The organism is Lysinibacillus sp. ZYM-1 (genome assembly GCF_001308875.1).
Lineage (GTDB): Bacteria > Bacillota > Bacilli > Bacillales_A > Planococcaceae > Lysinibacillus.
In genome coordinates, this window is sequence record NZ_KQ465147.1 from 1 (window position 1) to 26,934 (window position 26,934).

The 26,934-nt window shown below is 33.6% G+C and carries 29 protein-coding genes and 1 pseudogene; 2 read left to right on the plus strand and 28 right to left on the minus strand.

Features of this window, described 5'->3' with window-relative positions; genetic code table 11:
• Positions 1-246: 246 nt before the first annotated feature.
• From AO843_RS21430 to AO843_RS21460, 7 genes are all read right to left on the minus strand, one after another.
• Entirely contained in the window at positions 247-801 is a 555-nt protein-coding gene (locus AO843_RS21430; RefSeq protein WP_054613106.1) for a hypothetical protein, read from the minus strand.
• Positions 802-894: 93 nt separating this feature from the next.
• Complete coding sequence (locus AO843_RS21435) at positions 895-1,299, minus strand: hypothetical protein (RefSeq protein WP_054613107.1); 405 nt, start codon at positions 1,297-1,299, stop codon at positions 895-897.
• A gap of 196 nt (positions 1,300-1,495) precedes the next feature.
• Complete coding sequence (locus AO843_RS21440; protein WP_054613108.1) at positions 1,496-1,942, minus strand: GNAT family N-acetyltransferase; 447 nt, start codon at positions 1,940-1,942, stop codon at positions 1,496-1,498.
• A 258-nt stretch (positions 1,943-2,200) separates the two neighbouring features.
• On the minus strand, positions 2,201-2,815 hold the full coding sequence (locus AO843_RS21445; RefSeq protein ID WP_054613109.1) for a hypothetical protein: 615 nt from the start codon (positions 2,813-2,815) through the stop codon (positions 2,201-2,203).
• 155 nt (positions 2,816-2,970) lie between these two features.
• Positions 2,971-3,795 (minus strand): RNA-binding protein, encoded by an 825-nt coding sequence (locus AO843_RS21450; RefSeq protein ID WP_054613110.1) that lies wholly within the window; start codon positions 3,793-3,795, stop codon positions 2,971-2,973.
• 237 nt (positions 3,796-4,032) lie between these two features.
• On the minus strand, positions 4,033-4,317 hold the full coding sequence (locus tag AO843_RS21455; RefSeq protein WP_054613111.1) for a hypothetical protein: 285 nt from the start codon (positions 4,315-4,317) through the stop codon (positions 4,033-4,035).
• Positions 4,318-4,548: 231 nt separating this feature from the next.
• Entirely contained in the window at positions 4,549-5,343 is a 795-nt protein-coding gene (locus AO843_RS21460; RefSeq protein WP_054613112.1) for a phosphotransferase family protein, read from the minus strand.
• A gap of 630 nt (positions 5,344-5,973) precedes the next feature.
• Here AO843_RS21460 and AO843_RS21465 point away from each other — a divergent pair.
• A complete protein-coding gene (locus tag AO843_RS21465) occupies positions 5,974-6,171 on the plus strand; it encodes a hypothetical protein (RefSeq protein WP_054613113.1) in 198 nt (65 codons plus the stop codon).
• A gap of 493 nt (positions 6,172-6,664) precedes the next feature.
• Here AO843_RS21465 and AO843_RS21470 read toward each other — a convergent pair whose 3' ends face one another.
• Positions 6,665-7,078, minus strand: coding sequence for a hypothetical protein (locus tag AO843_RS21470; RefSeq protein ID WP_054613114.1), 414 nt, complete (start codon positions 7,076-7,078; stop codon positions 6,665-6,667).
• Positions 7,079-7,379: 301 nt separating this feature from the next.
• Positions 7,380-9,692 carry a transglycosylase domain-containing protein gene (locus AO843_RS21475; RefSeq protein WP_231630218.1) on the minus strand — a complete coding sequence of 771 codons (2,313 nt, stop codon included), beginning with the start codon at positions 9,690-9,692 and terminating at the stop codon, positions 7,380-7,382.
• 917 nt (positions 9,693-10,609) lie between these two features.
• Between AO843_RS21475 and AO843_RS24270 the strand changes: the two genes are divergently transcribed.
• Positions 10,610-10,756: a YrzI family small protein gene (locus AO843_RS24270; protein WP_082389559.1), complete on the plus strand. Its 147-nt coding sequence runs from the start codon at positions 10,610-10,612 to the stop codon at positions 10,754-10,756.
• A gap of 799 nt (positions 10,757-11,555) precedes the next feature.
• Here the strand turns inward: AO843_RS24270 and AO843_RS21480 are convergent.
• The 19 genes and pseudogenes from AO843_RS21480 to AO843_RS25250 all read right to left on the minus strand — a co-directional run bounded on the left by AO843_RS21480 (position 11,556) and on the right by AO843_RS25250 (position 26,584).
• Complete coding sequence (locus AO843_RS21480; RefSeq protein ID WP_054613115.1) at positions 11,556-12,401, minus strand: DUF2785 domain-containing protein; 846 nt, start codon at positions 12,399-12,401, stop codon at positions 11,556-11,558.
• On the minus strand, positions 12,398-13,153 hold the full coding sequence (locus tag AO843_RS21485) for an alpha/beta fold hydrolase (protein WP_054613116.1): 756 nt from the start codon (positions 13,151-13,153) through the stop codon (positions 12,398-12,400). Before AO843_RS21485 ends, AO843_RS21480 begins: the two co-directional genes overlap by 4 nt.
• A gap of 331 nt (positions 13,154-13,484) precedes the next feature.
• Positions 13,485-14,480 (minus strand): annotated as a pseudogene (locus AO843_RS21490) (NAD(P)H-dependent glycerol-3-phosphate dehydrogenase).
• Positions 14,481-14,610: 130 nt separating this feature from the next.
• Positions 14,611-15,627: an LCP family protein gene (locus AO843_RS21495; protein ID WP_054613117.1), complete on the minus strand. Its 1,017-nt coding sequence runs from the start codon at positions 15,625-15,627 to the stop codon at positions 14,611-14,613.
• Positions 15,617-16,144, minus strand: coding sequence for a sigma-70 family RNA polymerase sigma factor (locus AO843_RS21500; protein WP_054613118.1), 528 nt, complete (start codon positions 16,142-16,144; stop codon positions 15,617-15,619). Before AO843_RS21500 ends, AO843_RS21495 begins: the two co-directional genes overlap by 11 nt.
• A gap of 326 nt (positions 16,145-16,470) precedes the next feature.
• Positions 16,471-16,872, minus strand: a complete 402-nt coding sequence (locus AO843_RS21505) for a hypothetical protein (protein ID WP_054613119.1) — start codon at positions 16,870-16,872, stop codon at positions 16,471-16,473.
• A gap of 174 nt (positions 16,873-17,046) precedes the next feature.
• Entirely contained in the window at positions 17,047-17,469 is a 423-nt protein-coding gene (locus tag AO843_RS21510; protein ID WP_054613120.1) for a hypothetical protein, read from the minus strand.
• A gap of 283 nt (positions 17,470-17,752) precedes the next feature.
• Entirely contained in the window at positions 17,753-18,634 is an 882-nt protein-coding gene (locus AO843_RS21515) for an alpha/beta fold hydrolase (RefSeq protein ID WP_054613121.1), read from the minus strand.
• Positions 18,635-18,803: 169 nt separating this feature from the next.
• Positions 18,804-18,974, minus strand: coding sequence for a hypothetical protein (locus AO843_RS24950; protein ID WP_197278979.1), 171 nt, complete (start codon positions 18,972-18,974; stop codon positions 18,804-18,806).
• A gap of 509 nt (positions 18,975-19,483) precedes the next feature.
• Positions 19,484-20,482, minus strand: coding sequence for an HAAS signaling domain-containing protein (locus AO843_RS21520; RefSeq protein WP_054613122.1), 999 nt, complete (start codon positions 20,480-20,482; stop codon positions 19,484-19,486).
• Complete coding sequence (locus AO843_RS21525; protein WP_054613123.1) at positions 20,469-20,822, minus strand: PadR family transcriptional regulator; 354 nt, start codon at positions 20,820-20,822, stop codon at positions 20,469-20,471. Before AO843_RS21525 ends, AO843_RS21520 begins: the two co-directional genes overlap by 14 nt.
• A 721-nt stretch (positions 20,823-21,543) precedes the next feature.
• Positions 21,544-21,723, minus strand: coding sequence for a DUF6440 family protein (locus AO843_RS21530; protein ID WP_054613124.1), 180 nt, complete (start codon positions 21,721-21,723; stop codon positions 21,544-21,546).
• Between the two features lie 265 nt (positions 21,724-21,988).
• Complete coding sequence (locus tag AO843_RS21535) at positions 21,989-22,606, minus strand: DUF7010 family protein (protein ID WP_054613125.1); 618 nt, start codon at positions 22,604-22,606, stop codon at positions 21,989-21,991.
• Between the two features lie 250 nt (positions 22,607-22,856).
• On the minus strand, positions 22,857-23,351 hold the full coding sequence (locus tag AO843_RS21540) for a CDI toxin immunity protein (RefSeq protein WP_197278980.1): 495 nt from the start codon (positions 23,349-23,351) through the stop codon (positions 22,857-22,859).
• Between the two features lie 176 nt (positions 23,352-23,527).
• On the minus strand, positions 23,528-24,112 hold the full coding sequence (locus AO843_RS21545) for a hypothetical protein (protein ID WP_054613127.1): 585 nt from the start codon (positions 24,110-24,112) through the stop codon (positions 23,528-23,530).
• A 108-nt stretch (positions 24,113-24,220) separates the two neighbouring features.
• Positions 24,221-24,745, minus strand: coding sequence for a GNAT family N-acetyltransferase (locus AO843_RS21550; RefSeq protein WP_054613128.1), 525 nt, complete (start codon positions 24,743-24,745; stop codon positions 24,221-24,223).
• Positions 24,746-24,957: 212 nt separating this feature from the next.
• Positions 24,958-25,917, minus strand: coding sequence for a phosphotransferase enzyme family protein (locus AO843_RS21555; RefSeq protein ID WP_054613129.1), 960 nt, complete (start codon positions 25,915-25,917; stop codon positions 24,958-24,960).
• A gap of 276 nt (positions 25,918-26,193) precedes the next feature.
• Entirely contained in the window at positions 26,194-26,412 is a 219-nt protein-coding gene (locus tag AO843_RS25245; protein ID WP_231630220.1) for a recombinase family protein, read from the minus strand.
• Positions 26,405-26,584: a recombinase family protein gene (locus AO843_RS25250; RefSeq protein WP_231630221.1), complete on the minus strand. Its 180-nt coding sequence runs from the start codon at positions 26,582-26,584 to the stop codon at positions 26,405-26,407. Before AO843_RS25250 ends, AO843_RS25245 begins: the two co-directional genes overlap by 8 nt.
• Positions 26,585-26,934: the final 350 nt, after the last annotated feature.

Consider the following 26,934-nt stretch of genomic DNA (forward strand, 5'->3'; position numbering starts at 1 on the left):
TTCTTGAACCACCATTAATTTAAATTCTTCATTATATTTAGTCATAAAAAATCACCCCAAATGTTATTTTCTCACTCTAACTTTTGGGGTGCAGTACCGGAAAGCGCCCGATTGTGGAAGATTAAATTATTCAATAAGAGAAATAAATTATCTAAGAAAAAGATGGGATTCTGTGAAATCCCATCTTGAAGTAAAGCACCCCATTAGTTGAAGAATGCCCTAATGATTTTCATCTTAATTTAATTATTAAATTGAGTTAGCTATTAGAACAAATGTTTCAGGTGTTACTTCGTTGGCTACTTTATTATAAATTCCAAGCATATACTGCAAATTATTTTTTTCAAAGACAAAAAAGTTAAATAGTTGATGTTCAAAATAAATGGCTTTTGCACCATCTTGAAGTGTATACTCTTTACCATTTAAGTTCAGTTTATCTTTGAAGTCCAATTTGTTTTCTAAAGGACGAATATCAATTTTATAAATATTATTACTTATATCTTTGTTAACAAACCTAATTTCCAGAGAATCATTCAAATTATAGTTCTTATCTTCAAAGAATATTCCATATTGATGTGTGAAAGAAATAGAAGGTAACGTTTCGGGTAGCTTTACATCACATTTAAAATGATTTTCAAATTCCTTAATAGCAACTTCTACAGATTTATATCCAGCTTCAGTGAACTTTTCCTCAAAAGATGGAGGGGTGTCATTCGAAATTGCATTTACTGTTCCAAAACACAACACACAAATTAATAGACTAAATAAAACCATTAGAAGAGTAATACGTTTATCCAATTTCATCATCCTAATTCCTATTAAGGTGTAGTATGTCCTGTTCATTTTTTCCTTCTTCTATGCTGCTCCGTTAGTTTAAGCACATTTATTCACAATAGATTATTTTTTATATACAGGATTCCTGTCTATAAAATCATCTATTTCCTCCTTCAAGGTATAAACTTGAGTGAAGTAAAGATGACCTACCAAAATACCTTTAGATTTCCATTTATCCATTTCATTATAATGAAAAGTTACAAAATACTCATACAATTTTTCCCTTCCAATTCCTTGTTTTTCAGCCATCTCTGCAATAGAAAGACCTTTTTTCCAATATTCGTCATACTCTTTAGCAGTTAACCCTAATAGTCTATAAATTTCATCATATTTATATTGAAATTGGTAAACCACTTCACCTTCACTTGTAGCTATATCATCTAAATGTTCTGCTTGAGCAAATTGAGGGAAATTTAGACATATAGAAATTAAAAACAAGGATAAAGCTGTTTTTAAAAGGAGCTTCAAAATAACACCTCCTTCATTTTTTATTTTAACTTGTTTTATTATGTGGGCATTTCAAAATTTTATGCAGTTCACCAAACACAGAAATAGTTAGGTTGATTAACAAAACCTTCCCCGTTGACTTATTTTAGAAGTGTTATTCAATTAAACAGCGCTTTACTTTAATAAGTCTAAAAGTCATTGTGGTAAATTCAAGTGCTTACAAGGAATACTTAGCTAATTGTTCACCCCAAGATGATAATTCAGTCTCAATAAATCCTGCTTTTTTATATACAAATTTTGCTGTAAGATTTTCAGGATCATATCCAATCATTATTAAAGGAATGTTTGCATTATTATTTCGTCTTATCTCTTCAATAACCAGATATATAGCTTGTTTACCTATACCTTTACCTTGAAATTCTTCATCAATCATAAGTCTATAAATCCAATAGTTATTATCATCAGGATCTATTCCAAACATAGTAAATCCTATCATTTTATTATCAAGATAAATACCTTTTGCATAGAAATTATCAAGAAATTGAACTTCTGCGATAGAATAAAGGTTGGATGCAATAAATGTTTGTTGTTCTTCTTTAACAGTTAATCTAATTGCTTCTTCCCAATTACTTTTGTCAATAGGCTTTAAATAAATTTTCTTCAATCTGATACTCTCCCTTTGAAGGGGAACCACGTAGTTTATGGGCTATTGAAACGTTATCCCCTTGTTTTTTCGCCCAATCAAGTATAAATAATTTTTCATCGACAACGCCTCCTTAAAAGTACAATTAAAATCAAATTATTATATTTACACCTCACAAACCCATATTTTACAACAGATTTAAGTTTGGTTTTTATAAAATCATTTTCTACCTTTGATCTTCCATATTTGCGCCCGATTGTTGAATAGCTTAGGTAAAAATTATTTCTTTTCTTTGTCAGTCCATAAAACTTTGTATATAAATGCTAGTTCAGCTTCTTCAATACCCTGGGGCAGTTCCCCAGTTGTGCCACTACCAGAACGCAGTTCGTTTTTAGTAGTGCCTAGCCATGCTGTTAAATAAATAGGTTTATTTTTTTCTAAAGTCATTTTTCCGTCGATTAGCAAACCGAAAGATGATGTTGTCATGTTATTTGAATAAAACGTTGTAGCAAGCCCAGAGGGTATACCATTTAAAAGTTTTAAAGAATGATCTTCGTCTCTATTATCAATTATTCCAAAAGAAATAAGGCTGTCATTATATTTTGTTTCGAATTCATCCCAAGTCTTTAGTAACTCCTCTTTAAACTTACCGTTTTCAAAAACTTCCACCGAAAATTGCAAATCATCATCTTCTTTTAAAGTGCCATTCAACTTGAAAAATTTAATTTGCTCTACACCTGTTTTACTAATTAATAAGGTTTCTTTTTCACTCATGCTGTAGGACTCAATGGTTAATTTCGAATTTGATGGAGATTTTTCTGCTTCTACTCCTTCACACCCTGTTAACAACAATGTGATAACTATAAACAAGCAGTAGCTTTTAAAATAACGCATATTAGCTCCCCCCATTGATGAATGTTTCATTAAATTATTTCAAATTTTATCCATTTTTGCAATACGTATTACTCCAATAAATGGCCCTGCGAGCGCTGATCCTTGTTACAGAATCGCGCCCGATTGTTGAAGATCGTTATTGAACTAAAGCACCCTTAGGGGAATGGAACTACGGTATACTTTAGCCATCCGGTACGTTTTAATGTCCTTATATCTCTAAATTCTCCATCCTTTCCGACTACAAAAAGAATATTGTTTTCAGGATAATCTTCACCTAAATAAGTCACTGAATTTTGTTCGTAAGATACCACCTGTATATTTATAAAATACTTCCCTTCACACAACACTTTACTTTCTTTAAAATCGTTTAAAATATCAATGGCTTTCGGGATTGTATTGTTATTTTCGTAAACATTGAACTTATAATGAAAATTAATAACTGACTCATTGTTCAAAGGATACAACGATTCATTTTCATCGCTTGTTAGTGATGGTAATAATGAATTGGTGTCTATTTTTTCTTTCTTTCTAAGGTCATCAATTAGCCTTTTTTTTTGACCTTTTTCAATATTAAAATCAAGATTATAATTTTTTGAAGGTTCATCCATTAAATGGTATTTTTTGATAATCTGATTGGACGCCTCGATAAGTTCGGGATGTTGTTGAATATATGCTTCTTTAAATAGTTGTAAATAAACATCGTCACTTTCGTTAGGAATAAATTGATTTGTTTCTCGATTAAAGGCTAATGTGAGATTTACATGATAAGGTTTATAGATTTCTACATAACCATACTTACTTTCACCACGCTCACCATCATTTTTAGCACTTAGTATGTTGTAGTTCTTTATTCCGTAGTTTTCCAAATGATTTTCAACATTTTCTTCTACATATTTTTTGGGGATTTCACAGCCCATTAACAAAAGCAGCAAAAAAGCAATTATAATAGCAAGATTTTTTTTGAACAATTTAAAATACATAACCAAAACCTTTCATCAATTTTGATATTATTTAATTTAACTCAATTCTTATAAATCCTTGTTTGCCTTTAAGTTCAAATGCATATTACTTTGTTTCAACCATATCAAAATACAAGTTATTTTAACAGATCCTTATTCCACTAAACTGCCAAGTTAGTTAAAGTATAACCTTCCCAAAGCGTGGTTTGGGGAGGTTTGTACTTAACGTTGTAAGCCTGTAAAAACTTCAATAAGTAATTATTTTTTATTTTTAAGTTCTAAAAGTATAGGTGCTATATTTAGTAAGATAGAAACAATTGTAAGAAACCATAACACCTTTTCCATAGTAGGTATAACATCGCCTAAAGCCGCCCAATCTTCAACTTTTACCCAATTAGATACAAGGCTATGTTCTGCACAGAGTGTCAATGCTGTAAATGATAACCCCATTGTCATCGCAAGTTTATAATCTTTACCTTTTGTATACATATAAAGATTTATAAATGTTGCTACTATCGCAATAAGACCTAATATTAACCACAAAATTATGTCTCCTCCCTTTTCAATATAGACGTAAATTGTAGTTATATGGTTTCTAAACCATTGTTAGGTAACACCTCGTGAAAGAATGTTATTCAATAATATGGCCCTTTAATTAAAAATGCGCATCTCTTTATTAAAGAAGGTACTGCACCTCAAAAGTTAGAGTGAAAAAATAACTTTTGGGGTGCAGTACCGAATCGCGCCTGATTGTTAGTAACAATGAATCATTAATTAAAAGAACTCATATAACCCTTTTACAAAATAATCGTAAACATTATCATCAATTATTTTCCCCCCGTACCCTTCAAAGAAAATTTGTTTATCTATTTCATTCTCAAAGGCATTGGGTTTAGGGCGAATAGCTAATGATACGTCATATCTCGGGTCTCCGTAAGCTCCACCACCCCAATCTATTACGCCTGTAATTAATCCGTTGGAGACTAAAACATTATCAATCGTAAAATCTCCGTGTATGAGCGTTTGGTTATATACTTTCGGTTTAATGGATTTAATTTTTTTCAATAAATCTTCAGTTCCATCCACATTGTATTTTTTCAAATTTAGTTCTGGCTGATATAACATTTGATCTAGCCAAGGTCTTTCACCTATAAGTTCATTAGGGCAAGGGGTTGAATGGATTTGCCACAATAGATTACCAAAGTTAAATATTATTTCTTGTCGTTTTTCCTTACCTTTTTCGTTAAGTAAAGCTGTTCTTAGAGTTTCCCCCTCTATAAACTCAATAAGAGCCCAGGATTCCTTCTGTGAATTTTGTTCAACGAATTTCTTAACCTTCGGAATAGGTAATTTTGTTTCATGAGTCAAACAGTTTATAACTTTTACTTCTCGATTTAGCAAAGAACAATTTAATTTTCCCTTTGTCCGCTTGAGCGCATAAAATCCTTGATTATTTTCAATCAATCCAACATTCGAACTATAACCTTGTCGAGGAAATCTCAAAGAATTAATCTTGCTTAGATATTCTTGTATTTCACTTGGAATTTCTTCGATTTGAATTGGTAGCAATTGAGTACACCCCATCTAGTAAATGATTGTAGTATTCCTTATCTACATATAAATTTTAAACTAACCTGCTTCGTAGTTTAAGTACATTAATTTACACTATAACCTAAATTTCAACATTTTTACCTGAATTTCTTTAACGATGTTATTCAACAAACTGGCCCTTAAATGAAGAAAGACGCATTCCGTAATTGATCTGCACCCCAAATATTAGACACGACTCTAACATTTGGAGGTGCAGATCAATTACGGAAAAGCGCCCGATTGTGGAAAATTATAAGCATAATTTTTGTTAAACTAAAGCCCCCGTTAGCCATCCATGTAGCGCAAAATCGGCGCTACATCACAGAGAATGAAAATGTGAAAATCGGGTATAGGATACTACGGCTGGGAGAGAAAGGTCGATGAACTATGGTGCCATAGAGCCCATCCGTTAGTCTGACTCCAACGACCACGGTGCATCACAGAATGTCGCTCCCTTACGGGAAGCACTCATGGAAGATTAATCCTACTCTGGTTGTTGCACCAGCCTCCAACTTCACAATTTACAATATAAAACATTTTTTCATTACATCCCAATTTTATTGATAACGCTTTCCAAACGTGGTACTTTTATATAAAGGAGGTAATTATATGAGATATTTATTTGGATTCATTTTTTTATTAATAGGTATTTGGCAGCTAATAATAACCTGGCGAACATTCACAGGTCTCAAGAAAGACGGAGATAAAAGTACTTCTCCTTTTATTATGCTAGGCCTGTGGAATAGTTTAGTATTTGCCATAATTTTTATTGCTGTTTCACTCGGATGTTTCTTCATCAAATTTTAAATATTTCTATTTAAAATTTATTTGGTTTGTTCATTACTTTACAAGAATGTGATAAGCCAATCTCGTTTTTGAGTCGTCTTAAGCAGTATATTAAGTATCGAACCAATACACATACAAACTAAAAATCCAAACAAAGCATAAATGAGTGATTCTATAAAATACCTCCAAACTTCTATTATGTAATATTTAACTATAAATTCTTATTCAACTAAACTGCCTCGTTAGTTCAATAAGAAAAAAGAGCTACCCAAGCAGCTCAATTCATTTCAAGTAAAGCACCCCATAACCTGCACCGTTAGTTAAAGTGTCATTCTTCACAATCTGACCTATATGTTAACATAAATATCCAGATCTTTTAAAAGTGGTGTTCAATTATATGCCCTTTAATGGAAGAAGGCGCATTCCTTATTAAAGAAGGTACTGCACCCGATTGTTAAATAAGCAGCAAAAAGCTTGCTTGTAAGCAATCGTAATTTAATCATTACACTTTGTTCTATTTTCTAGTCAATACAATAACTTCAGAATTGCCGTTCCACTCTATTTTCGCTTCCATAATTTCATCATCTTTAATAATTACTGCACAACTTTCTTTATTTATGGGAGGTCCAGTGCATTCACTATTACCAGAATTAATATTGTCTTGATGATTGAATAGTTCTTCTTTGCTTGTTAATTCAAACCATTTACTTTTTAAGTTATATCCAAACATTTCTGGTGCAGCTTCTTCTCCAACATATTCAAATGAAAAATCAGCCCACTCTTTGGCTTCACTTATTTCAGTTTCGTACTTAACAACCCAGTTATTACTTGTTCCATAAAAATTATATTCTTTTTCATCTTGTGAACAGGCACTTAAGGTTAGTAATAAAAAAATAGATATAACACTTAAAAGCATATTTGATTTCATTGTTACACCTCCTAAATAATGTATATCCTAATATTACCATACGAGAAAAGTTTTATATAGTTGCTGTTTGAGTGAATTTTTTTGATAGTTGATAATACAAAAGTTACCAAAGTGTGGTGTAGGGACATACTGATTATAAGCAGCAAAAAACAAACACCTCATTTAATTGAATGAGGTGTTTTATTCCCTAATTTTCAGTTGGTAACATTTCATAAAAGATTGTTATTCAGTAATATGGCCCTTTAAAAGAAAAAGACGCGTTCCTAAATAAACGCGCCCGATTGTTGAACATCATTTTTATCTAACCATGCTTTTGTTCCTTTTCCTCTTCCTTTTTCCGACGCTTCTCTTCTTCTTTTTTAATTTTCTCTTCCTCTTTTTTAAGTTTCTCTTCTTCTTTTCTATGTTTCTCTTCTTCTTTTTTAAGTTTCTTTTCCTCTTTTTTGAGCTTCTCTTTATTTCCGCCATTATTAGGATGAATTATTACATTGTTGTTTTTAGGTGGCTCTTCTGCAGAATCAATTCCTTTTATATAAAGTTCATTTTTCACTCTGTAGACACTATCTGGTTGCTGAAAATTTGCTGTATCCGTTCCGATTGCTTCCATCATTGCTTTAAACATTAACTGTGAGATTTTCGTCGTATTTCCAGTCATATAGTTACCCTGTCCGTTTTGAGCGTAACCCGTCCAGACAGCCATAGTGTATTGAGGAGTATACCCTGCAAACCAGCTATCATTTGTAGCAGAATTTGGGTATCCATATTTAGCTCGAGTTTTTTCATCAAAATTGGTTGTACCTGTTTTCCCGGCAACATCCAGTCTGGGAACATTTGCAGTTGTTCCTGTACCAGCATTTACGACTGTACGTAACATATCAGTTACCATATAGGCAGTGTAATCTTGCATAACACGTTTTGTTTTCTCTGCAAAATTAACGACTGCGCCATCCGCTAAAACAACCTTTTGGACAAATTGCGGTTTATTGTATGATCCGTTGTTTCCAAAAGCACTGTAGCCCCCTGCCATATCTAAAGGACTGACAGTATTGCTGCCTATCGAGTAGGATTCATATACTTCATTACTTTTAAACGTAATGCCAAGTTGTTCTGCAAAATTCTTTGCCTTATCCATCCCAACTTCTCTCAATGTGAGCAGTGCCGGGATATTGTATGAATTTTGCAGTGCCGTCCGCATAGTCAGCGTTCCATGATATTGATGATCCCAGTTGGAGATGGGTTCCCCCGTTGAATAAGTTGTCTTATGGTCGTTAATCAAATGAGCAGTGGACCATTTTAAGTTTTCAATCGCCGGTCCATAATCAAAAATAGGCTTAAAGATAGATCCTGGTTGACGTTTGATATCTACAGCAAAGTTGTGACCTAAAAATTGGGCTTTATAGTCATTTCGACCACTCCCGATTGCCCTGACTTCACCCGTCATGGTATCTAATAAAACGAAGGCTCCCTGAAAATTATCATCCGGATAGGCAATGATTTCACTGGTATTCATCATTTTCTCAGCAAAGTCCTGTGCTTTTGGATCCAGGGTTGTATAAATCGACAATCCGTCTTCGCTAATGTCCACATCCTTCAGCTTTCCCTTTACTTCTTTCACAGCTGCATCCAAAAATGCTTCATAAGGCATACTTTGCTGCTTATTTTTTGCTACAAGTCCCTCTGCTACAGGAACTTTTTCTGCTTCCTTCATTTGTTTTTCCGTAATATAGCCATCTCGAAGCATCGAGCTTAATACGATATGACGGCGCTTCGTGGCTGCTTCTTCGTTTTCAGGTATGGTTGGATCATAATTGTTCGGACTCTGTGTCAGTCCGGCTATCATCGCCGCCTGCGCAAGCGTCATTTTTTCCAAATCATCTGACTCAATTCCGTAATAATTCTTTGCTGCGGTAGCCACTCCGTAAGAGCGGTTTCCAAGGTAGATTTTATTTAAATACATCATTAAAATGTCTTGCTTAGAATATTTTTTTTCCAACTGATATGCTAAGTCCCATTCTTGCACTTTGCGTTTCAGTGTTTTCTCTGGAGACAAGAAAGAATTTTTAATGACTTGCTGTGTAATCGTACTACCTCCCTGAGATCCGAAATCTCCTGTTACGTTTACGAAAATAGCCTTGGCTGTCCGTTTGAGGTCGATCCCAAAATGTTCGTAAAAATGGGAATCCTCGGTGGCAATAAAGGCATTTTCCAACACTTTTGGCACTTGGTCGTACGTAATTTTTGTCCGTTTTTCCTTCCCATATTCATAAAGGAAGTTTCCGTCTTTATCATAAAATTTAGTAGAAAGCGGATCCATTAGCTTAGCAGAATCTAAGGTAGGTGTACCCTTCATTATTGAAGCAATCATAATGGCTCCTACTCCTGTTGCAACAAGTCCGACTGTCAAGCAGACAATGACCATTTTTTTAAACAACGATCCCTTTTTCAGTATACCGATACTTCTATGTTTATTTTTGTTTGTTTTTTTCGCTTTTTTTCGTTCCTTACGAGTTTGATACCCTTCTTCTGACATTCCTATTCTCTCCCATTTAAATACAATTACAGTTAATATAAGCGCAACAGCCTGTGCCGATATAATTTTTTGAGTGCCTAACATTATTAATGCCCTCATAACAATACCTAACAATTAATTCTATCATCTGGTACTAATAGTTGATACTATATTTTTTTACTAATCTATCCAAATAACACCTTTATTACTAAAAAAAAGAACAAATTCCACAATCAGAAATTCGTTCTTTTTCTTTACACTAATTCCAACCTCGCTACTGCCTCGCAATGTGTGGAGTTTATGAACAAATTGGTGCTGGTGAAATGGTCTGGTTCCTATTAAGTGTTTTTAATCATTTTAGGTAACCTTTAATAAAAGAATGTTATTCAATAATATGGCCCTTTTCATGAAGAAAGACGCTTTACTAATTTTCAGAAAAGCGCCCGATTGTTGAAGATTGGTTTTCAACTAAAGCCCCCCTTTACTTTAAGTACAAAAATTCTTAAGTGAATAAAATTTACACAAATAACCATTTTTAGTTTAGATTTTCCTCCTTTAAATTGTCTATTCTAACCATTTCTGAAATCCCTGTCTTAATAATAATTATGTTTTTTGGCATTAAGTCTTCTATATCTTCTATTTGCTACTCCGAAAAAATTAGGTAACTAACAATGTAAAGCAGCAAAGAGTTATTCTAGTCATTAACACAATCAGGAAAACTTAGTAAAAGATGTTTACAAACAACTTAAAGATGGATATACTTACAAAGTAAACAAAAAATTCTTAGGGAGGTCGAATGAAATGATCGTTATCGTTAAATTGATGTCATTGGTAGTTACAACTTCAGTAAAAATCACACATTCGACCAGATCGGAATGGATGGCTTAAGTTTTTTTGTAATAAGCATACCCATACCGCAGGGAGAAGTGTGCCCCTGCGGTATTTTTGTGTCTTTTTTCACCGTAGATGAGTATCTCTGCGGTTTTTTTATTTTTCATGGTAATTTAAGGAGGTGATAATAAATGATGTTAAACATTTTTGCTCTCACGATAACTATTACAAAACGTGAGATTTCTCTTGAGAAAGCACTTCATAATGAAAATGCGAAAAAAATCTTTGAAGAGAACCGAAGAAAAGTAGATAATTATATTCGTATTCGTCAATATTAATTTTGTTAATTAAAAAAAATGAAAGGTGGGAATTGAAATGATTTATATGATCAAAAGGCGTCATGAAGTTTTATGGGTGGAGAAAGACACAACCACCAGATAAAGTAATATAAAGTGACAATATAGCTATTTAATTTTATAATCTCAGAGTAAAGCTAACCCGTTCTAATCTAGGACGGGTTGCTTCAGAAGATATTTTGCACTTTTTTAAGCGATATTTTACACATACAACTTGATGTAGTTTAAGAAAATGCGGAATTACAATGTTAGGGAAATTCTAATTCTAAAAAGCGTAATTCCTCTATACTAAAATCGAATTTGGCAATTTTTATCTTAATCCCACTATTCTTCCCTGTCAGCCATCCATGTAGCGCAAAAACAGCGCCCTTTAATGGAATAACTTATATTTATCTTCGTTCCACATTTATAGAACAAAAATTAGCATTTGATCTACTTTTAATGACATGCAATTAAAAAATCCAAAATTATATATCTTCAAAATAAAATCCATAAATGTGACCGCACCGCAACCATTCGTCACCCCATAAAAATTGATGCACGTGGTTTAGCTTTATAATAAAAATTGTTCAAAATAATACCTAATAGCGTTGATAAACAGGCAAAAAGAAAGAGCATGTTTTAAAAAAAGATTAATCAAAACATGCTCATTATATATTTTATGGAATCTTTCTTTTATAAAAAAGTTTGATAATTTCTATAATATTTCCTCCGTTAATAAGTGCTTTAATGGAGGAATAAACCAGTAAATCCCACAGCCAAATCCATGGATTGGGATCCTTTAACTGATAGAAAACCTGTTTAATTTTGACTCAGTTCCAAGTATGGCAGTATTAAGCTCATTCCCCCGGCTATCTTGTCCCCTTCTGAAATAGAGACTGCGTAAAAAATTCTTGCTGTTCACACGAGCAATCACCTGACTGCGACTTCTCGGCAAATTGCAGCATTGCGCTAAGCAGCTAATCCAATCAGCAATTTCTTGATGTGGAAGTAACTCTTTGTCAATCATCGTATCCACGATATTGACCAACCGCTCATCATCCTCATCACTAAAAATATGTATTCCATTATGTAGCATGCCAGAAATAGCGACAAGAACCTCACGTAGCATTGCAACGCTGCTCTCCTCGCACTGGACCAACTCAACAAAAACATCTGCACCGTGAGATGCGCCGTGAGCCCAGCCTCCTACTGAAAGGTAACCCCGCAGATCCTTCTCCTCATTGTAATAACGGAGCATTGCTTGCATTAATTGCTCAATTTCTTCTTGATTTAAAAATGGATTCTGTCTGTGGTGTTGTATAATCAAAGCGATAGGCAAGGCAGAAAACGTCCTTGTAAAAACTGACTGATCATCCTCGCTGCCAATATTATAGAACAAATGGTTCTCATCAATCAGAACAGTTAAGAGACTACGCAACTCCTCTTCACTGAACCTATTCTCTTCCTTAATCCACATATAAAACATCGGATAAATCAAGTTATCCCGCAATTCTGGCTGAGGATCGCCGATATATTGAAGTAACAAAGGTAAGAAATCTTGATGCTGCTCACCTTCGCCTAACTGATACTCATTTTCCTCAATTCTTTGCAAATCCTCCATAAGTTTCAACCTTATATCGCTCACTTTCCCATCCCCTTTAACATTAATAAAATCTCTTCTATTACAATATTAGGCTCATCATGATGTATATAATGTCCACTACGACTAGCAATCCGGAACTTACTTGACGTTGACAGCCATTGGAATTCTGCTTGTAGACTTTGTTCAATTCCTAATATTTCTTGAGAGGGCCATCCATCTTCATTATTATCGGGTAAACCTCTTGTAATAATTGAGAGAGGGATGTCACTTTGTTTTGAATAATAAACAATTTGCTTATAACTCTGTATTTTATCAATTTTCTCACTATTCAACATAGGATTCTCGAAATATTCCCTATTTCCTGCAAGTAGATTTTCTGGTAGAACCTTTTCATAGGCAAGTTCTTTATATTCCGGTGCAGCGTCAACCAAAACCATACCACAGATGTCCAGCGGATAAAGACTGGTATACAATCTGGCGACCAATCCACCAAAGGAATGGCCTACTAATATATAAGGCTTCTCCACGTCAAGCGCTTGCACCAATTCGGAGAGCTCCTCAACAAGATCACAGCAAGTTCGCGGGACAGCTACATCTTGACTCCTGCCAATACCCGCCCTGTCATAGGACAAGGTTGACGTTTCATCCGATATTCGGTCTTGGACCTTTTTCCATGTTTCATGGCTATCGCCTAACCCTGCAATAAAGATTACGCTGGGTGTATTTTTACGATATTTATTGAACAGTATACGCCTATCATAAAAATTGATTATCTTTTTATATTTTATAGTCACTTTTAATCTCCTAATTAAATTATAAGCTTTACATTATTATTTCTACAATAAAAAAAGGGCAGTTTATGCAACTCAGTAATAATATGCCAAAGTTCTCCGTTAGTTAAAGTGAGAAACTTCACAATCTTACTCTATATTTCAAAAATAATATCCAATTTATTGAAAACGTTCCTCAACAGTCTGGCCCTTTAATGGAAAAAGACGCATTCTTTATTAAAGAAGGTACTGCACCCGATAGCTGAAGATCGTTATGTAAGGTATGTGGATATCCACATATGCTAAAGAAAAGCACCGTATGTTGAAGAAGTATTCACCTTAAAAAATCAATTTCTCATTGGAATTCAAATTTTACAGGTCTTAAAAATAGATCTTCTAATGTATCTTTTGCATTTTTATTCTCGAATAAAATCTCATATAAAGCGTTAGTAATTGGAAGTTCAACGTCATATTGTTTGGATAATTCTCTCAATGCCTTTACCGTTTAAACACCTTCTGCTAATTTTTCAAACCTTTCACCTTGGACAAGTGCTTGACCAAATTTTCTGTTATGACTATGCATTGAGAACAATGTTGCCTCATAATCACCCAAATGACTTAATCCATATATTGTTAGGTCATTTCCTCCCATCGCTCTTAATAGGCGGGAAAGTTCTCTTGTACCTCTTGCCATAAGTGAACCTTTTAAACTGCTATAATTTAGTCCATCTAACATTCCTGCAGCTATACCCATAACATTTTTTGTAGCTGCTCCAATTTCATTTCCAATAAGATCTTGTCCATAGTAAAACCTAATTAAATCACTGTTGAGTTCCTGAACAATTTTCTTTGTGGTTTCAATATTTTCTGATCCTATAACCATGCAATTTGGGATATTATTAACGAAATCTTGTACATGTCCTGGTCCTACCCAAACTGCTACATCGATATTTTTTCCAACGGCTTCACCAAATACTTGTGAAAGCCTTTTTCCACTAGTAGCTTCTAATCCCTTCATACATAGTATGAAAGTTTTCCCTTGTATTTCATTTAATGAGTTTAATTGACATGCAAATGAACGTAATTCTTGGGCACTAATAGAAATGATAATAATCTCAGCAGATGAAACTGCTTTATATAATGAATTACTAAGTTCTATATCCTCTGGTAACGAAAGATAATCATTCTTTCTAGTTTCCTTTAGCCTAATGTAATTTCTTGAGTGTTCTCTTCCCCATAAAGTTACATTATGCCCAACCTTATTAACATACCAGGCTATAAAAGTACCCCAACGCCCACATCCTAGAACTGAAATATTCATAAATCTCACCTTTTCTGAATTCGTTTTCATTTAAATTTGTTCTTGTTTTGAGAATAGAATCGATGTTAAAAAGTGCGTTAATCTACATTTCATTAGCGCACTTTTATCTTATCATTAGTATAAAATTACATCCAAAAGTATTTCATATTCCAATTAATATTTAATTAAATGTGGTTAGCTCTTCAGAAATAGAATTTATAAAGTCTCTCTCAAACGTAATATAGTATTTGCCTTCGGTATCACTTATTATCTCCGTATCCGGTATCATTCCATCACGTAAAGATACCGATTTTATAGAATTAATTTCTATTGGATTCTCTAACCATTGATCCAGTGATGCATTGGCTTCTATTTGCGTAAACAGTTCTTTTACTTGTGCTGGTGGAACTTCGTTTTCTACCTTATTCATAACAGTTTTCATTAGATCTAATAGGGTTTCTTCATCTAAGCTGCTTCCCTCTTCCACTGAAGCAGCCATCATTAATGCCACAACCTCTTCTCCACTCAAACGATGCGGTCCTTTTTCGAAGTCAAATGCTACCTGAGTTATCGCTCTTACACGATTATCTTCTTGCAAGTCGTAATCTACACCATTTACGGAATCAATTAGCGTTGAAATGGTTTCTAAGTCGATAACTGCATAATAATCAATTGGTATATCTAATAATTTTGAAACGGTTGTTCTTACATTTTCAGCGCCGCCAAAATTATAAGCAAATAACAATTTATCGTATAAAGTAGTCCCATCATTGTTATCTGCTACCGGCGCGTACGTATTATAAGGAAGTGATAAAACTTTCATCATCTTTTTATCTTTGCTATAAGTAAGTAAAAGGTTTAGATATATTCGATTATCCATCTCTTTTGACTTCACCGTAATTAACGTGGTTAAAAATCCAGCTTCCCCAGCTACTGGCTCACTTGCGACACTTGTGTTAGAGTTTTCATTGAAGTTTCCGATAAATGGGAGAAATAAAAATAGACACAAGCCTACCATTAATAAAGAAACTGTAAGTGGTGCGAATTTTTTTGAAAAAGTAACAAGAGATTTTTTTTGTATACTCTTCTTCTCCAGTTCACGAATTTGTTCAAATACTTCATTACGGTCCTCTTTCGTAAATTTTAATTCTTGTTTAGAGGTATTATAAAATTTATCTCTCAATCGTTTATCTTCCATTAAGTTCTGCCCCCTTTATCATCGACTCTAACCTTTGCTTTGCTCTTCTTAATCTCGTTTTCACTGTATTTACTGGAATATCCAAAATTTCAGCAATTTCCTCAATCTTTAACGAATCATAGTAGTATAGATAAACCACTTCCCGATATACTTTCGGAAGAGAAAAGATAGTATCTTTTATTTCTTCATTATTGTATTTATCGATAACTGTTTTTTCTGTTGATGGTAATATTGACTTTGCTGTTTCATTTATAAAACTTTTTACCTGTACCATTTTGTAATTCCAACTTTTTAAATAATCTTTACATTCATTAATTGTTATACGATAGAGCCATGTTTTTATTTGTGCGTCAAATCGAAACGAATCCAGGTTTTTGTAGCATTTGATAAACGTATTTTGAACCATATCCTTAGCAATCTCTGTATCTTTCACAAAAGAAAATGCCAACCGTACCAACTCATTACCATATTCAATCATCATTTTTTCTAATATGAAATCTTTTTCTTCTCTGTCCAATCTACGCCCCCCCTTTCCATCTACTTCAAATTCTGCTATTAGACGATTACCAAATCATAATAGGTTCAATTTCAAAAAAATAACAAAGATTCTCTTCTAATCGGCGTTTAACATTTAATTGGTTTATAAATTTCCTGAAAAAAAAGCATCCATACAACTAAAATACAAAGCCTGCATCTTAAATTACAAAGTAATCATAGATACAGACTTATTATTCAACATTATTCCTTATTCTACCAACCTACTACGTTCGTTTATGTAGAAAAAGGCTCTACTCCTTATTGAAGTAAAGCCCCCGTTAATTTAAGTAGAATACTTCACAAGCTCTAATTTTTCTCACGCAACTTATCATTTCCTTTTATTTTCTGCGTTTTAGCAAATACATAACCTGTTAATCCTAGTGATGCACTAATAACATAGCATTTATAATTATTTTTTTGTAAGTATTGTTCAAGTTCATTCGTATCATCGTACCAAATCGGCCAAGCATATAATTTATGTGATTCAAATTGATCTCTGTTCTCTACGAAAAATGTAATCAAATCTATTTCATCAATATCAAATAAAATACTTCCCGCCATTACATGATCGAAATAATGTGCTAAGTAATTCTCAAATGTAACAGTTACCATTTCATCTGCCGCAGTTTCGATGTCTAATAGCAGTTTATTTTCTAGAAAATTTACTGAGTATCCAACTAACACACCATCATGAATAGATATTGTCATCCATATCCTCCTTAAAACTGTTGCGTTGTGTTACTATCGAATAAATAATCCATTTTCTTCAATGATTTCTTTGCACTTCATAAAACCTATTGACGTCTTAGAGTAAATAGGAAAAGATAAATCCCAATTCCCCATTATTACTGTATCAAGTGATGGAAAGAAAATATCAACAAATTACAGTTCATTTACTGAAAGATTTGTTAAAAAAGTAAGGGCTTCCTCATCACCTATTTTATAAATCCCCTTTTTATTGGAGAACAATTTACGAAAGAGGTTAGCCTCGCCTCGATTTAGGCAATTTAAAACATATTTAAGTCCTGGTTTATCCAAGCCTTTATTAAGATGTACATAAACTTCATTCTCTGCCAAATGAAAAAGGCTAATAAATGTACTAATAAATTTTGCGCCGTATTTTAGATTATGGTTTCTGCCCAATAATCCGCTTGCCTCTTCTTCTGTTAAAACTCGATTAAATACATCCATAATACCAATATGATTGTATAACTTACTAGGTTCATCAATAAGATTTATATTAAATTTTTTAAACTTTGAATGCAGTTTATTAATCTCTTCGTCTGTTGCCAAAGTTAGCTTCATATTTTTACCCCGTAGTTTTTTTGTACTCACAATATTTTATCATCTTATCCAATTATTCTGCTTCGTTCGTTCAATAAAGAAAAAAAGAGCTGCAAATGCAACTCAATGTTCTTTAAGTAATGCAAATTAGTTCAAATACATTTCTTCACAATCTAATTAATTAACAAAGATCACCATGCTACTATAAGCATCCTACCTACTTAAGTATGGATTAACTAAATGCTTATTTACTTAATGTTATTTGAGTACAAAAACTTAAGGTCTACAATTTATTTCAAAAAAATTATTTCTTTAAAAACGTTTTAACCGCTTCATTGACAATTTCATGCTGTTCGATGGACAAGCCATGTCCCGCATTTGGTATCATTAGAGTTGTTAGATTTGGCATAAGTCTTTCAGCTCTTTCAAGCATTTTGGTTGGGTTATAGATAGTTTCGTGTTCGCCGACTAGTAAGAGTGTCTCAATGGTTAGATTTTGAAGTTCTTCATCTGCAAACACAGAAGGAACAATGCGTATGCATGGTACACAGTTCATGCCAGAAACGATAAATTGGCGGAACACGGTCTGTGCTCGCTCGTCCGGTTTAAAAGCTGGACTTACAAACCATTCTATTTCTTTCATAATACGAGTTTCTGATGGGAACACAATCGCCGGATAGACTTTGAAGAAAAACTTAGGGGTAATTTTGTGCATCCCAGATGCTGGCGCAAGTAGAATTAATTTCTCAATCTTTTCTGAATAATGAATAGCAAAATTCGTACAAAGCCAGCCTCCCATCGAATGTCCCATAAAAATAGCTTTTGACAGCCTCAGCGCCGACAGGACATCATCTAACCAGTTCACGGCATCCTGACGATTTTTAATGATTTCTGTCACATTTCCTTTGCCAACGTCCCCAATAGTATCCAAAGCATAAATACGGTACTTCTCAGCAAGCATTTCGATATTCGGATACCACATCGTTGCACTAAACGTCATTCCATGAATCAAAATAAGAGGCTCTGCATCCGCAGACCCCGCCACCACAATATGCGTCTCTCCAAAACGAGTAGGAATCATTAATTCCTCATATGGAACTTTCCACAGCTTCAACGCCTTGTCATATGCAGCGATAAAGGTTTCCATATCACCATTTTTCCTAAAGATTGATATATTTTTAGACATGTAGCAACACCTTGAATAGTTAGGTTAATTACGCTTGACTTTCCATGTTTACAAATTTATTCTCTAATCTTTTACTTAATTCCTACTTCGTTAATTTGATCCGTTAGCACAAGAAGCGTCTGCTCAATGAACAGTCGCCCTGTTAATTTAGTAACTCGCTTTACGCATCCTACTTTTTTAATTGTTTGGTATTTAAAAAAAATAATGTGCCCATTATAAATATGCCTAAACTAGCGAACATAGCAATCCCTGAATATTCATCATCAAATATTGTTGTGTTAACCAAAATAACTAGCATCATTAGTACAAGTGATACATATAAGCCTTTTGTGTAATTCATAAATTTTTCCTCCTAATTAAAACCTTAATAGCAGCCCTATTCTTTTACGATTAAGATTATTGAAGATATATCAATTTAACATTAGCACTAATTTCCTATATTTAGAACTAAAACAAGAATCGCCCTTACTTATTCAACTAAACTGTCCTGTTAGTATGAACTCGAAATTCAATTCAAAAAATGAACGGCCTTGGCTAACAGAAAATCATAAAAAGCGCAGTGAACGGGCGATACGAATAGGCAAAGAAATAATTGATCAATTAATAAAAAAAGAAATTCCTATCACTTATTCCAATGTAGTCAAAGGTCTAAAGAATTTTGTGAAACTTGTAGTCCTTAGTTGACTTTCAGTACCCGACTTTGTTAGCATTCGACATCAACTAAACTGCATCAGAACTTCTTCACAATCTCTACGTCCAATTTAATGATAGTCGCTTTACTTACTAAAGAAAACGCCCGATTGATGAATACTATTTGAGCAAGTACTACTCTTTTATAACAAATATGAATTAACGGATTCGAGCCTTATGGAAACCATCGAATATACTGATTGCCGCAGATAAAATAAATATGATTATAACGCCACTAACTATCCATATTTCAAATTGTTTAGTTGATATGGTAAATAATTTACTCATGTACGTTATAAATTCTTGGTTCATTAAATTTGGATTACTTACTATAACAATGAATACAACGGTTGCGAAAAGCTCAAGAGTAGCATTAAAGCTGGCCATTTTTTTCGTCCATTGTCCTTTAAGTAATTTGTAGAGTGCTAAACCAATTTCAAGAGCGATGACAACTATAACAATTGGCCAATAACGAAGTAAAACATCCTGATTTAAAGCTGGGATTACGAATTTGAGTCCATCACCACCGCCTTCATATATACCTACAAGGTGATTCGCATAAAAATAAAGTGTTACCCAAATTGCCGTCCACATTAAATAGCCAAATACTTCAAGCTTCGTAATCGCTTTTTTCTTAGGAATATAAATGATGTTTTTCAAATCTTCAGGGGTCCATTTTTGAAGGCTTGCTGATAATGGATGCTGATCTTTTCCTTTATCTATTCGTTCAATAATGACGAAAACGAGCGTTAGCCAAAAAAAGACGTGTATTCCTACTTCGATGATTCTCCATGCGCCTTCACCCATAATAGTGAGGACAGTATTAATAACCGCTTCCTCCCCACCAAAGCCAATAAAGGATTCGGCAATCATCGAGATCAACACAATAACAGCAGCAATTGGGAAAATCATTTTTAACAAAGAGATATAAACATCAAAATAGCGTGGGCCAATTAAATGCATTGGTTGATCTCGATAACCACTCGCTAATGCTGCTGGGTTCCCTAATTTTCCAAGAACATCCTTTACATCATCCTCACTGTAATCATCAGGCAGCATATCCCTAATGGTTGACCGTAACTCAAGTGCGATATCCTCTCGATTTTTTTCAGGCAACCTCCGTGTGACCTCTTGAATATAAATATCAGTCAGATTCATCTTTATTATCATCATCCCCTTTTAATAACGTATAGAGTTCTTTTGAATTATTAATCCATTCTCTTTTTAAATGCAAAAAGATTTCTAATCCATATTCGCTTAATACATAATACTTGCGCGGTCTACTCTCAGATGTTTCCCAACTGCTCGTCACTAACTCCTGTTTTTCTAAACGGCGAAGCAATGGATATAATGTACTTTGGTCTATATTAATGCCCGATTCCTCTAATAATTGAACAAGTGAATATCCATACTGGGGTGTTCGTAATTGACTTAAAACGGCTAATGTCAGTGTTCCTCTCCTAAGTTCTGTCGTTAATGAATTCAGTAAAGAACTCATTCAATCACCTCAATTCCACATACTGTATAACATACACTGTTTAACTTATACTATGCATCATACACTATTGCTGTTACAATAACAAACAAATATAAATACCCTTGTAAGAAATAAAATGACAATTATTTAAAAAAGTACATATACAATGTTTATATTATTTGTAAAAAAAACCGAGATAAAAAGCCCATTTCTCGGAGTCGTAGGAGAGAAATTGGGCTTTGACTAATACACAAAACTTGACTGATTGTTGCATAAGGAAAAGTCTTGCATATCCATTATCTCAAGGTGTAAATTTAATACCCTACAAATGCGCCAGATTGTGGAAGGTCATAAGCATATTTCTTGTTTAATTAAAACCCTCCGTTACTTCAATAAGTACATAGCAGCATTAGTTTTAACATAAAGAAAACCATGGAACTATCTAATTTAGAGTTCCATGGCTTCGATAAAATGTTTTAATTATTAAACTTTTGTATCCAAATTTCTATTTCAATTTTTATATCAGGCATACCAAGCTCAGCAATATATCCCTTCATTATTGCCGAATAGACGAATTCACTTCAAATCTAACCTATTTACAATGAATTCCCCAAAATTTCTTTACATACGTTATTCAAATAAATGGCCCTTTTCATGAAGAAAGAAAGATGCTTTTCTTATTTCGAAAGCGTGCGATTCTGGAATAAGCCTTCCCCAAATGGGCACTTTAACTCATTCTCGACTATTTTTTAAAATTCTCATCTACCAAAGGTTTTCCTTCTTGATCAACCATAACGGTTAATCCACTTCCGGCAGTAGTAAGATTTAACATGTATAGAACCCCCGTCTGATTATCACGAATAATCTTAAAAAATTCTAGCTTACCTTGAGTATAAATAATTTCAAAACGTTTGCTATCCATTAGCCCACTCTCCCTTAACCTGATAAATTGCTAAAGTGATTCATTAACTTAGTACAGTTCTTAATAGCTCCTTAATTTCAACATATATATGCCACCCTTTTTAAAGCTATTACTCAAGAATCTTGCCCTTTTCATAAAGAAAGACGCTTTCCTTAATTACGGAAAAGCGCCCGATTGCTGAATATGAAGGTGATTCCATTTTGCATTTTATTGTAATATAAACATATTTTTCTGGTGTAAAGTCCAATCTCACTTTTTATGTTATTTATTTTGGGACGATACCTAGCAATCTTCTACCCATTAGCCATATTGCAAGACCAGTTCCCCACAAGATCAGGGCAGAGCCAAAGCCCACTACAGACATAAATGCATTGATCTGATGTTCCCCTAGTGTGACTTTTGCGGGTACAAACAGCCATGTAATAATTGCAAGTAAACAAAGGAGTGTGCCTGTAAAATAATAGAGTCTGACTTGAAAAAGACGTGCCAGTGGGAGAAAATGAACACCGACAATAATAGCTATTATGACAGGTATAAGTTCAGGGTGATGAGTAGCGTTACTGATAGCAATCGTGATTGCTATCGCCAAACCCTCTGCCGCAAAAATAATGTTAAACCAAAACCTCGTACGCTTCCCATGCCTTAAGGCTGTTTTTGAAACCTGATTTGTCAATTCTCCCGATGCACGTATTAATGAAACTCCGCCGATGAACAGCACTATACCAATGGCAACGGCAGTAACTAACAATAATGGAGCTCCCCAGCCTTGCAATCCCATTATTCCTGTGTACGCCCACAGAGTACCAAAAAACGCCATGAAAAATACACCTGATGCAGTTCCACGTACTGCGGCACCTGGAATAGTACTTGATGTTTGTGTCACAAATAAAAACCTCCTTTCAACCTAAGTATGTGTTCATTACAACCGCATATCAGCCTCCATCAGTATGAGGTTTAGTTCATTCGAGAAAAAACCCTATATCCCTTTTTATAATTATATTCATGCAGGCAAATTTCTGAACTATTCTGCCCGGTTATCTCAATACACTTATTCAACTAAATGGCCCTTTTCATGAAGAAAGACGCTTTCCTTACTAAAGAAACTTTATGGAGTAACTAAGCTATGTTCACCGTTACCAAGCAATGGTGATTAAATCCGTTTCAACGAATTCTATTACAAATTTAGGTGATGGGCTAAATACATACTGTGGATAGACATCTTCTGCTGCTAGATCTATAATATTTTCAATAATCTTTGATAGCGGCATCTTTACCCACGGCCATGTACTAAAAGGTGGCAGGTCGTCTTGCAAGAAAAGATAAACTGAATTATCCGTGTATAGTTTTTTATCTTTAAAAAACGATGACACCTTATCCCTACTAACATTGTTTATCACGAACTTGTTATTCATTTTCTCTAAATCTAGACGTACCCACTCAATTATAGGGATGCTCTGTATAAGGTCCGTTTTCATTTTTTCCCTTTCCTTATCATCTAACAGCCTAATACCTTCTTTAGTTGAGAAAGGTTCTAACATCCAACCTAATCGCATCTGTATTTCATCATTTCTTTCTTTCTCTTTTTGCTTTTGTAAGAGCAGCTCTAATCTTGCTTTTCGTGCATTCATGTCCATTTTCCCCACCTCTTTTCTCCATCCCTCTCTAATATTAACTTACTTTTCCCTTTTTCCTGTTCAACTAGATGGCCCTTCCCCAAAGAAAAAGCACAATTCTTCTGCAGAATTGCGCCCGATTATGGAATATAGTTATTGAATCTTGCACCTATGCTTTAATGTGTTTTGTTTCATAAATTCCTATTTTTCTTACTTTCCATAGATCTAGAGTAACCAAAACATTCTCTAAATAGCTTCCTACCAATATATTGATGAAAATTATTGTATTTATTCCTGTAATATTCGTTCCAATAGCTAATCATTCTACTATAACTTTTGCAAAACAAATCAATATTTTCAAAACAAAATCTCTTAATTGGTTCTGTGTCTTGTTCTTTTAAAATATCATAAGTCATTTCTAGTATTTCAACTACATATTCATCACATATTTTTATGATATAAGGAATAGCCCAATCTTCATAATCCATTAAAAGCAATGAATTCAGATGTTTTTGGCGAACAAACCCATCACAACTTCTTGTGTATATGCAATGCAAAATCATTTTTTGTTGTACACTTAAATTGTCTATAAATTTATCTGAGTTATCCATGTTGTAAATACGATAAGGAAATTTAATCACGTTTTCAGCTTGAAAATATTCAATAGTCTCCTGCGATTCATCAAGAGTGACATGATTATAAGTCTGCTTAGGAATCAGTCCAATAACATTAGTCACATCATCCCTCAAATATTTTGGAAATCCATCTTGAAACACCCAATCACACCCCTACTTCGATAATTGCTACATTTGTGTTTTATAACTCTATATTTGTTTTTATTATGGGTCAAGACGTTAATAGCTTAGATTTCTTTCAGAGGAATCCTATTCTACCACGGCTTCTGTTATTTTCACATCTAGATTTTTAATCGCATGCACCGAATTATCCTGAATGATGCCTGTGTCTACAAAACCTAATGAAGCGTATAATTCTTTAGCTATGACATTATTTTTATGATAAAAGAGGCCTACATATTGTGATTCCCCATATGGGAGATTTTCAATATCTACCAACATTTTTTCAAAGGCAAGCTTGCCATATCCTTTCCCCTGATAACGCCTATCAATCATAAAATGCCAAATGAAATAGGCCTTCTTCCCGTAATAAACTTCATTTTGAAATGATTCATGATCCGTCGTATCATAAATATACATCAAAAATCCAATCATCGTATTATTCGCATAAATAGCTAATGGAGAAGCTGGTATACCGTCTGTGTTCAACATATGAGCGTCTGCGAAGCATCTAAGGTTAGTAGTTTCTAATATAAATTCTTTCTGGTTTTCTTCAACATCAAGCGCTATTACTTCATCTATGTTATCCCCGTCTATTTTTCGTAATTCAATCATCTTTTTATCTCCTCTCTAAGTCAAGCCACTTTCACACATGGCATAAGACATTCCAACTATCAATTTTATTATTCTCAAAATAGGGTACACAAAATATTCACCAATACTAACTCTTTTTCCCCTATGATTTCCGATTCTTGATCGGCAAAAAGGTCCTTGAATGCAAATAGAGCATTATATTAGAGAAATGGCCCGTTTGCGGAAGATTAAATTTAGTTTAATAACAAACCGTTTGTGTCAAGGAAAGAATGATCTTTTTCAATTCTCATTCTAAAATGGTTCATTATTCTTATCTGTTCTTCAGTTAACCTTTCTTTATTCCAGTACATATGCATTAAGCTATACTCAAAGACTTCTTTTAGTTTTACAAATAAAGGGAGTTTTTCTAACATTTCCTTTGGGAGATCGTTTTCCTCTTGGTATCCCTCGATGATTGCTTTTGTAATACCTCTTCCATATTCAATGATGTTCCCACCACCGACAAATGAATACTCTATCGCACTATATATGGGAACAGCTAAATCAAAGATATAAAAATTCTTCTCACAATCTTGAAAATCAACCATTGACAGTTTTAAATTACGATCTACCAATATATTTTCTAACCATAAGTCACCGTGTAACAATCCATAATTGGAATTGTCTTTTGGGATGTTTTTAATCTTTGTTAAAATTTCTTGTGCAACAGCTCTAATCAAAGTCTCTTCCTCAGGAATATATTTCAAGAAAGCATATTCCTCATTTTGATACCAATCATTGATATATCTAGTCGGATTTATCTCTTCAAATTTTCTAGAGAGGCGATGTAATTTACCAATTTGCCTGCCTAACTCTTTTAAAACATTTGCATTCCATTGATTTCTTGATAAGTGTTTACCAGCAGCAGATTCATAAAGAACAGTTAATACTTCCTTGTTATTAAAGGTTATCTTCTCTACCTCTCTACCATTTATTGAAACTATTACAGGTGATACACCTAGTCCTTCTTTATGTAGGAAGTTTGTATAGGTAACCTCTTCTAATTGTTCATCATAACCTTTGTAGTTTGTAATTCTTGCAAAGTATTCACCTTGTTTTGCGATACACCGAAACATTTCATTTGTTACTGCTTCAACTTTAATAAAATCCACTGCATATATTTCGTTGAGCAATTCTAGTATTTTTTGTTCCATAACAGTTATCTCCCGTCCAAATAAGTATATTATTTTTAACCAAGTTTTTTCTTAAAGGTTTAAGTTAATTAACTAGTTACAGATAATATGTAAATCATATCATAAATTATCCAATTTATGTTTGAACTCAATATTCCATTAAATGGCCCGTTAGTTGTATAAACAACAACTTTAATATTTTTAAAGACTTTATTGTTTTGTTTTATGGATGGATTACTAATCCAATTTCAACTGCTTTTTAATTGAATAAATAGTATTCCTAGCAAGACCTGTTTCTCAGTGAATATTCACTACTGATTCATTTTGTAATAATTGAACAACTATATTATAAATAAGCCGATCCTTTCCCATTGCATCAGCATGATATTTTCTCGGCTTCCCTTTGAAAGCTCCACGCTCTTTTGCAATAACGATACCTTCTCGCTGTGCCGTTTTAATTCGATTGCGTTCTTCCTCGACCATCCATGAGAGAAGTGTCAAAAACAGATCAGACACTAGTTAACCTACATCTTGATTCTCTATATTTTCGTGTATCAAGAATCGGCATATTTAAAACAACAATATCAATTTCACCTTCAGTTATTTGTTTCCACTCATTAAGAATTTCTTGTTTGTTACGGCCAAATCGACTTAAATCATGGACTACTAACACATCACCAAAACGCATTTTGAATCTCATTTCACGATAAACGGAACGAGCAAAATCTTTCTATGACTTTTTTCAGTATATATTTTTTCACATCCAAAAGCTTCAAGCTCCTTTAGTTGGACATCAATATTTTAATCAACAGAACTACCCCTCGCATAACCAAAAATCATTATGTATCGACTCCTTTACCTGAACAACTTATAATGAACAACTCAATACATTGTTATTACTACACTTTGTTGTCATTTTAGGAGGTAAAGTGCGCTTATTTTAAGTGTTATTTTGCACTATAAGTAAATATAAAAAACCCTAATTTCTCGCATTAAAATTGAGAAAATTGGGGTTTTATTGTTACTCCGGAAAAGCGC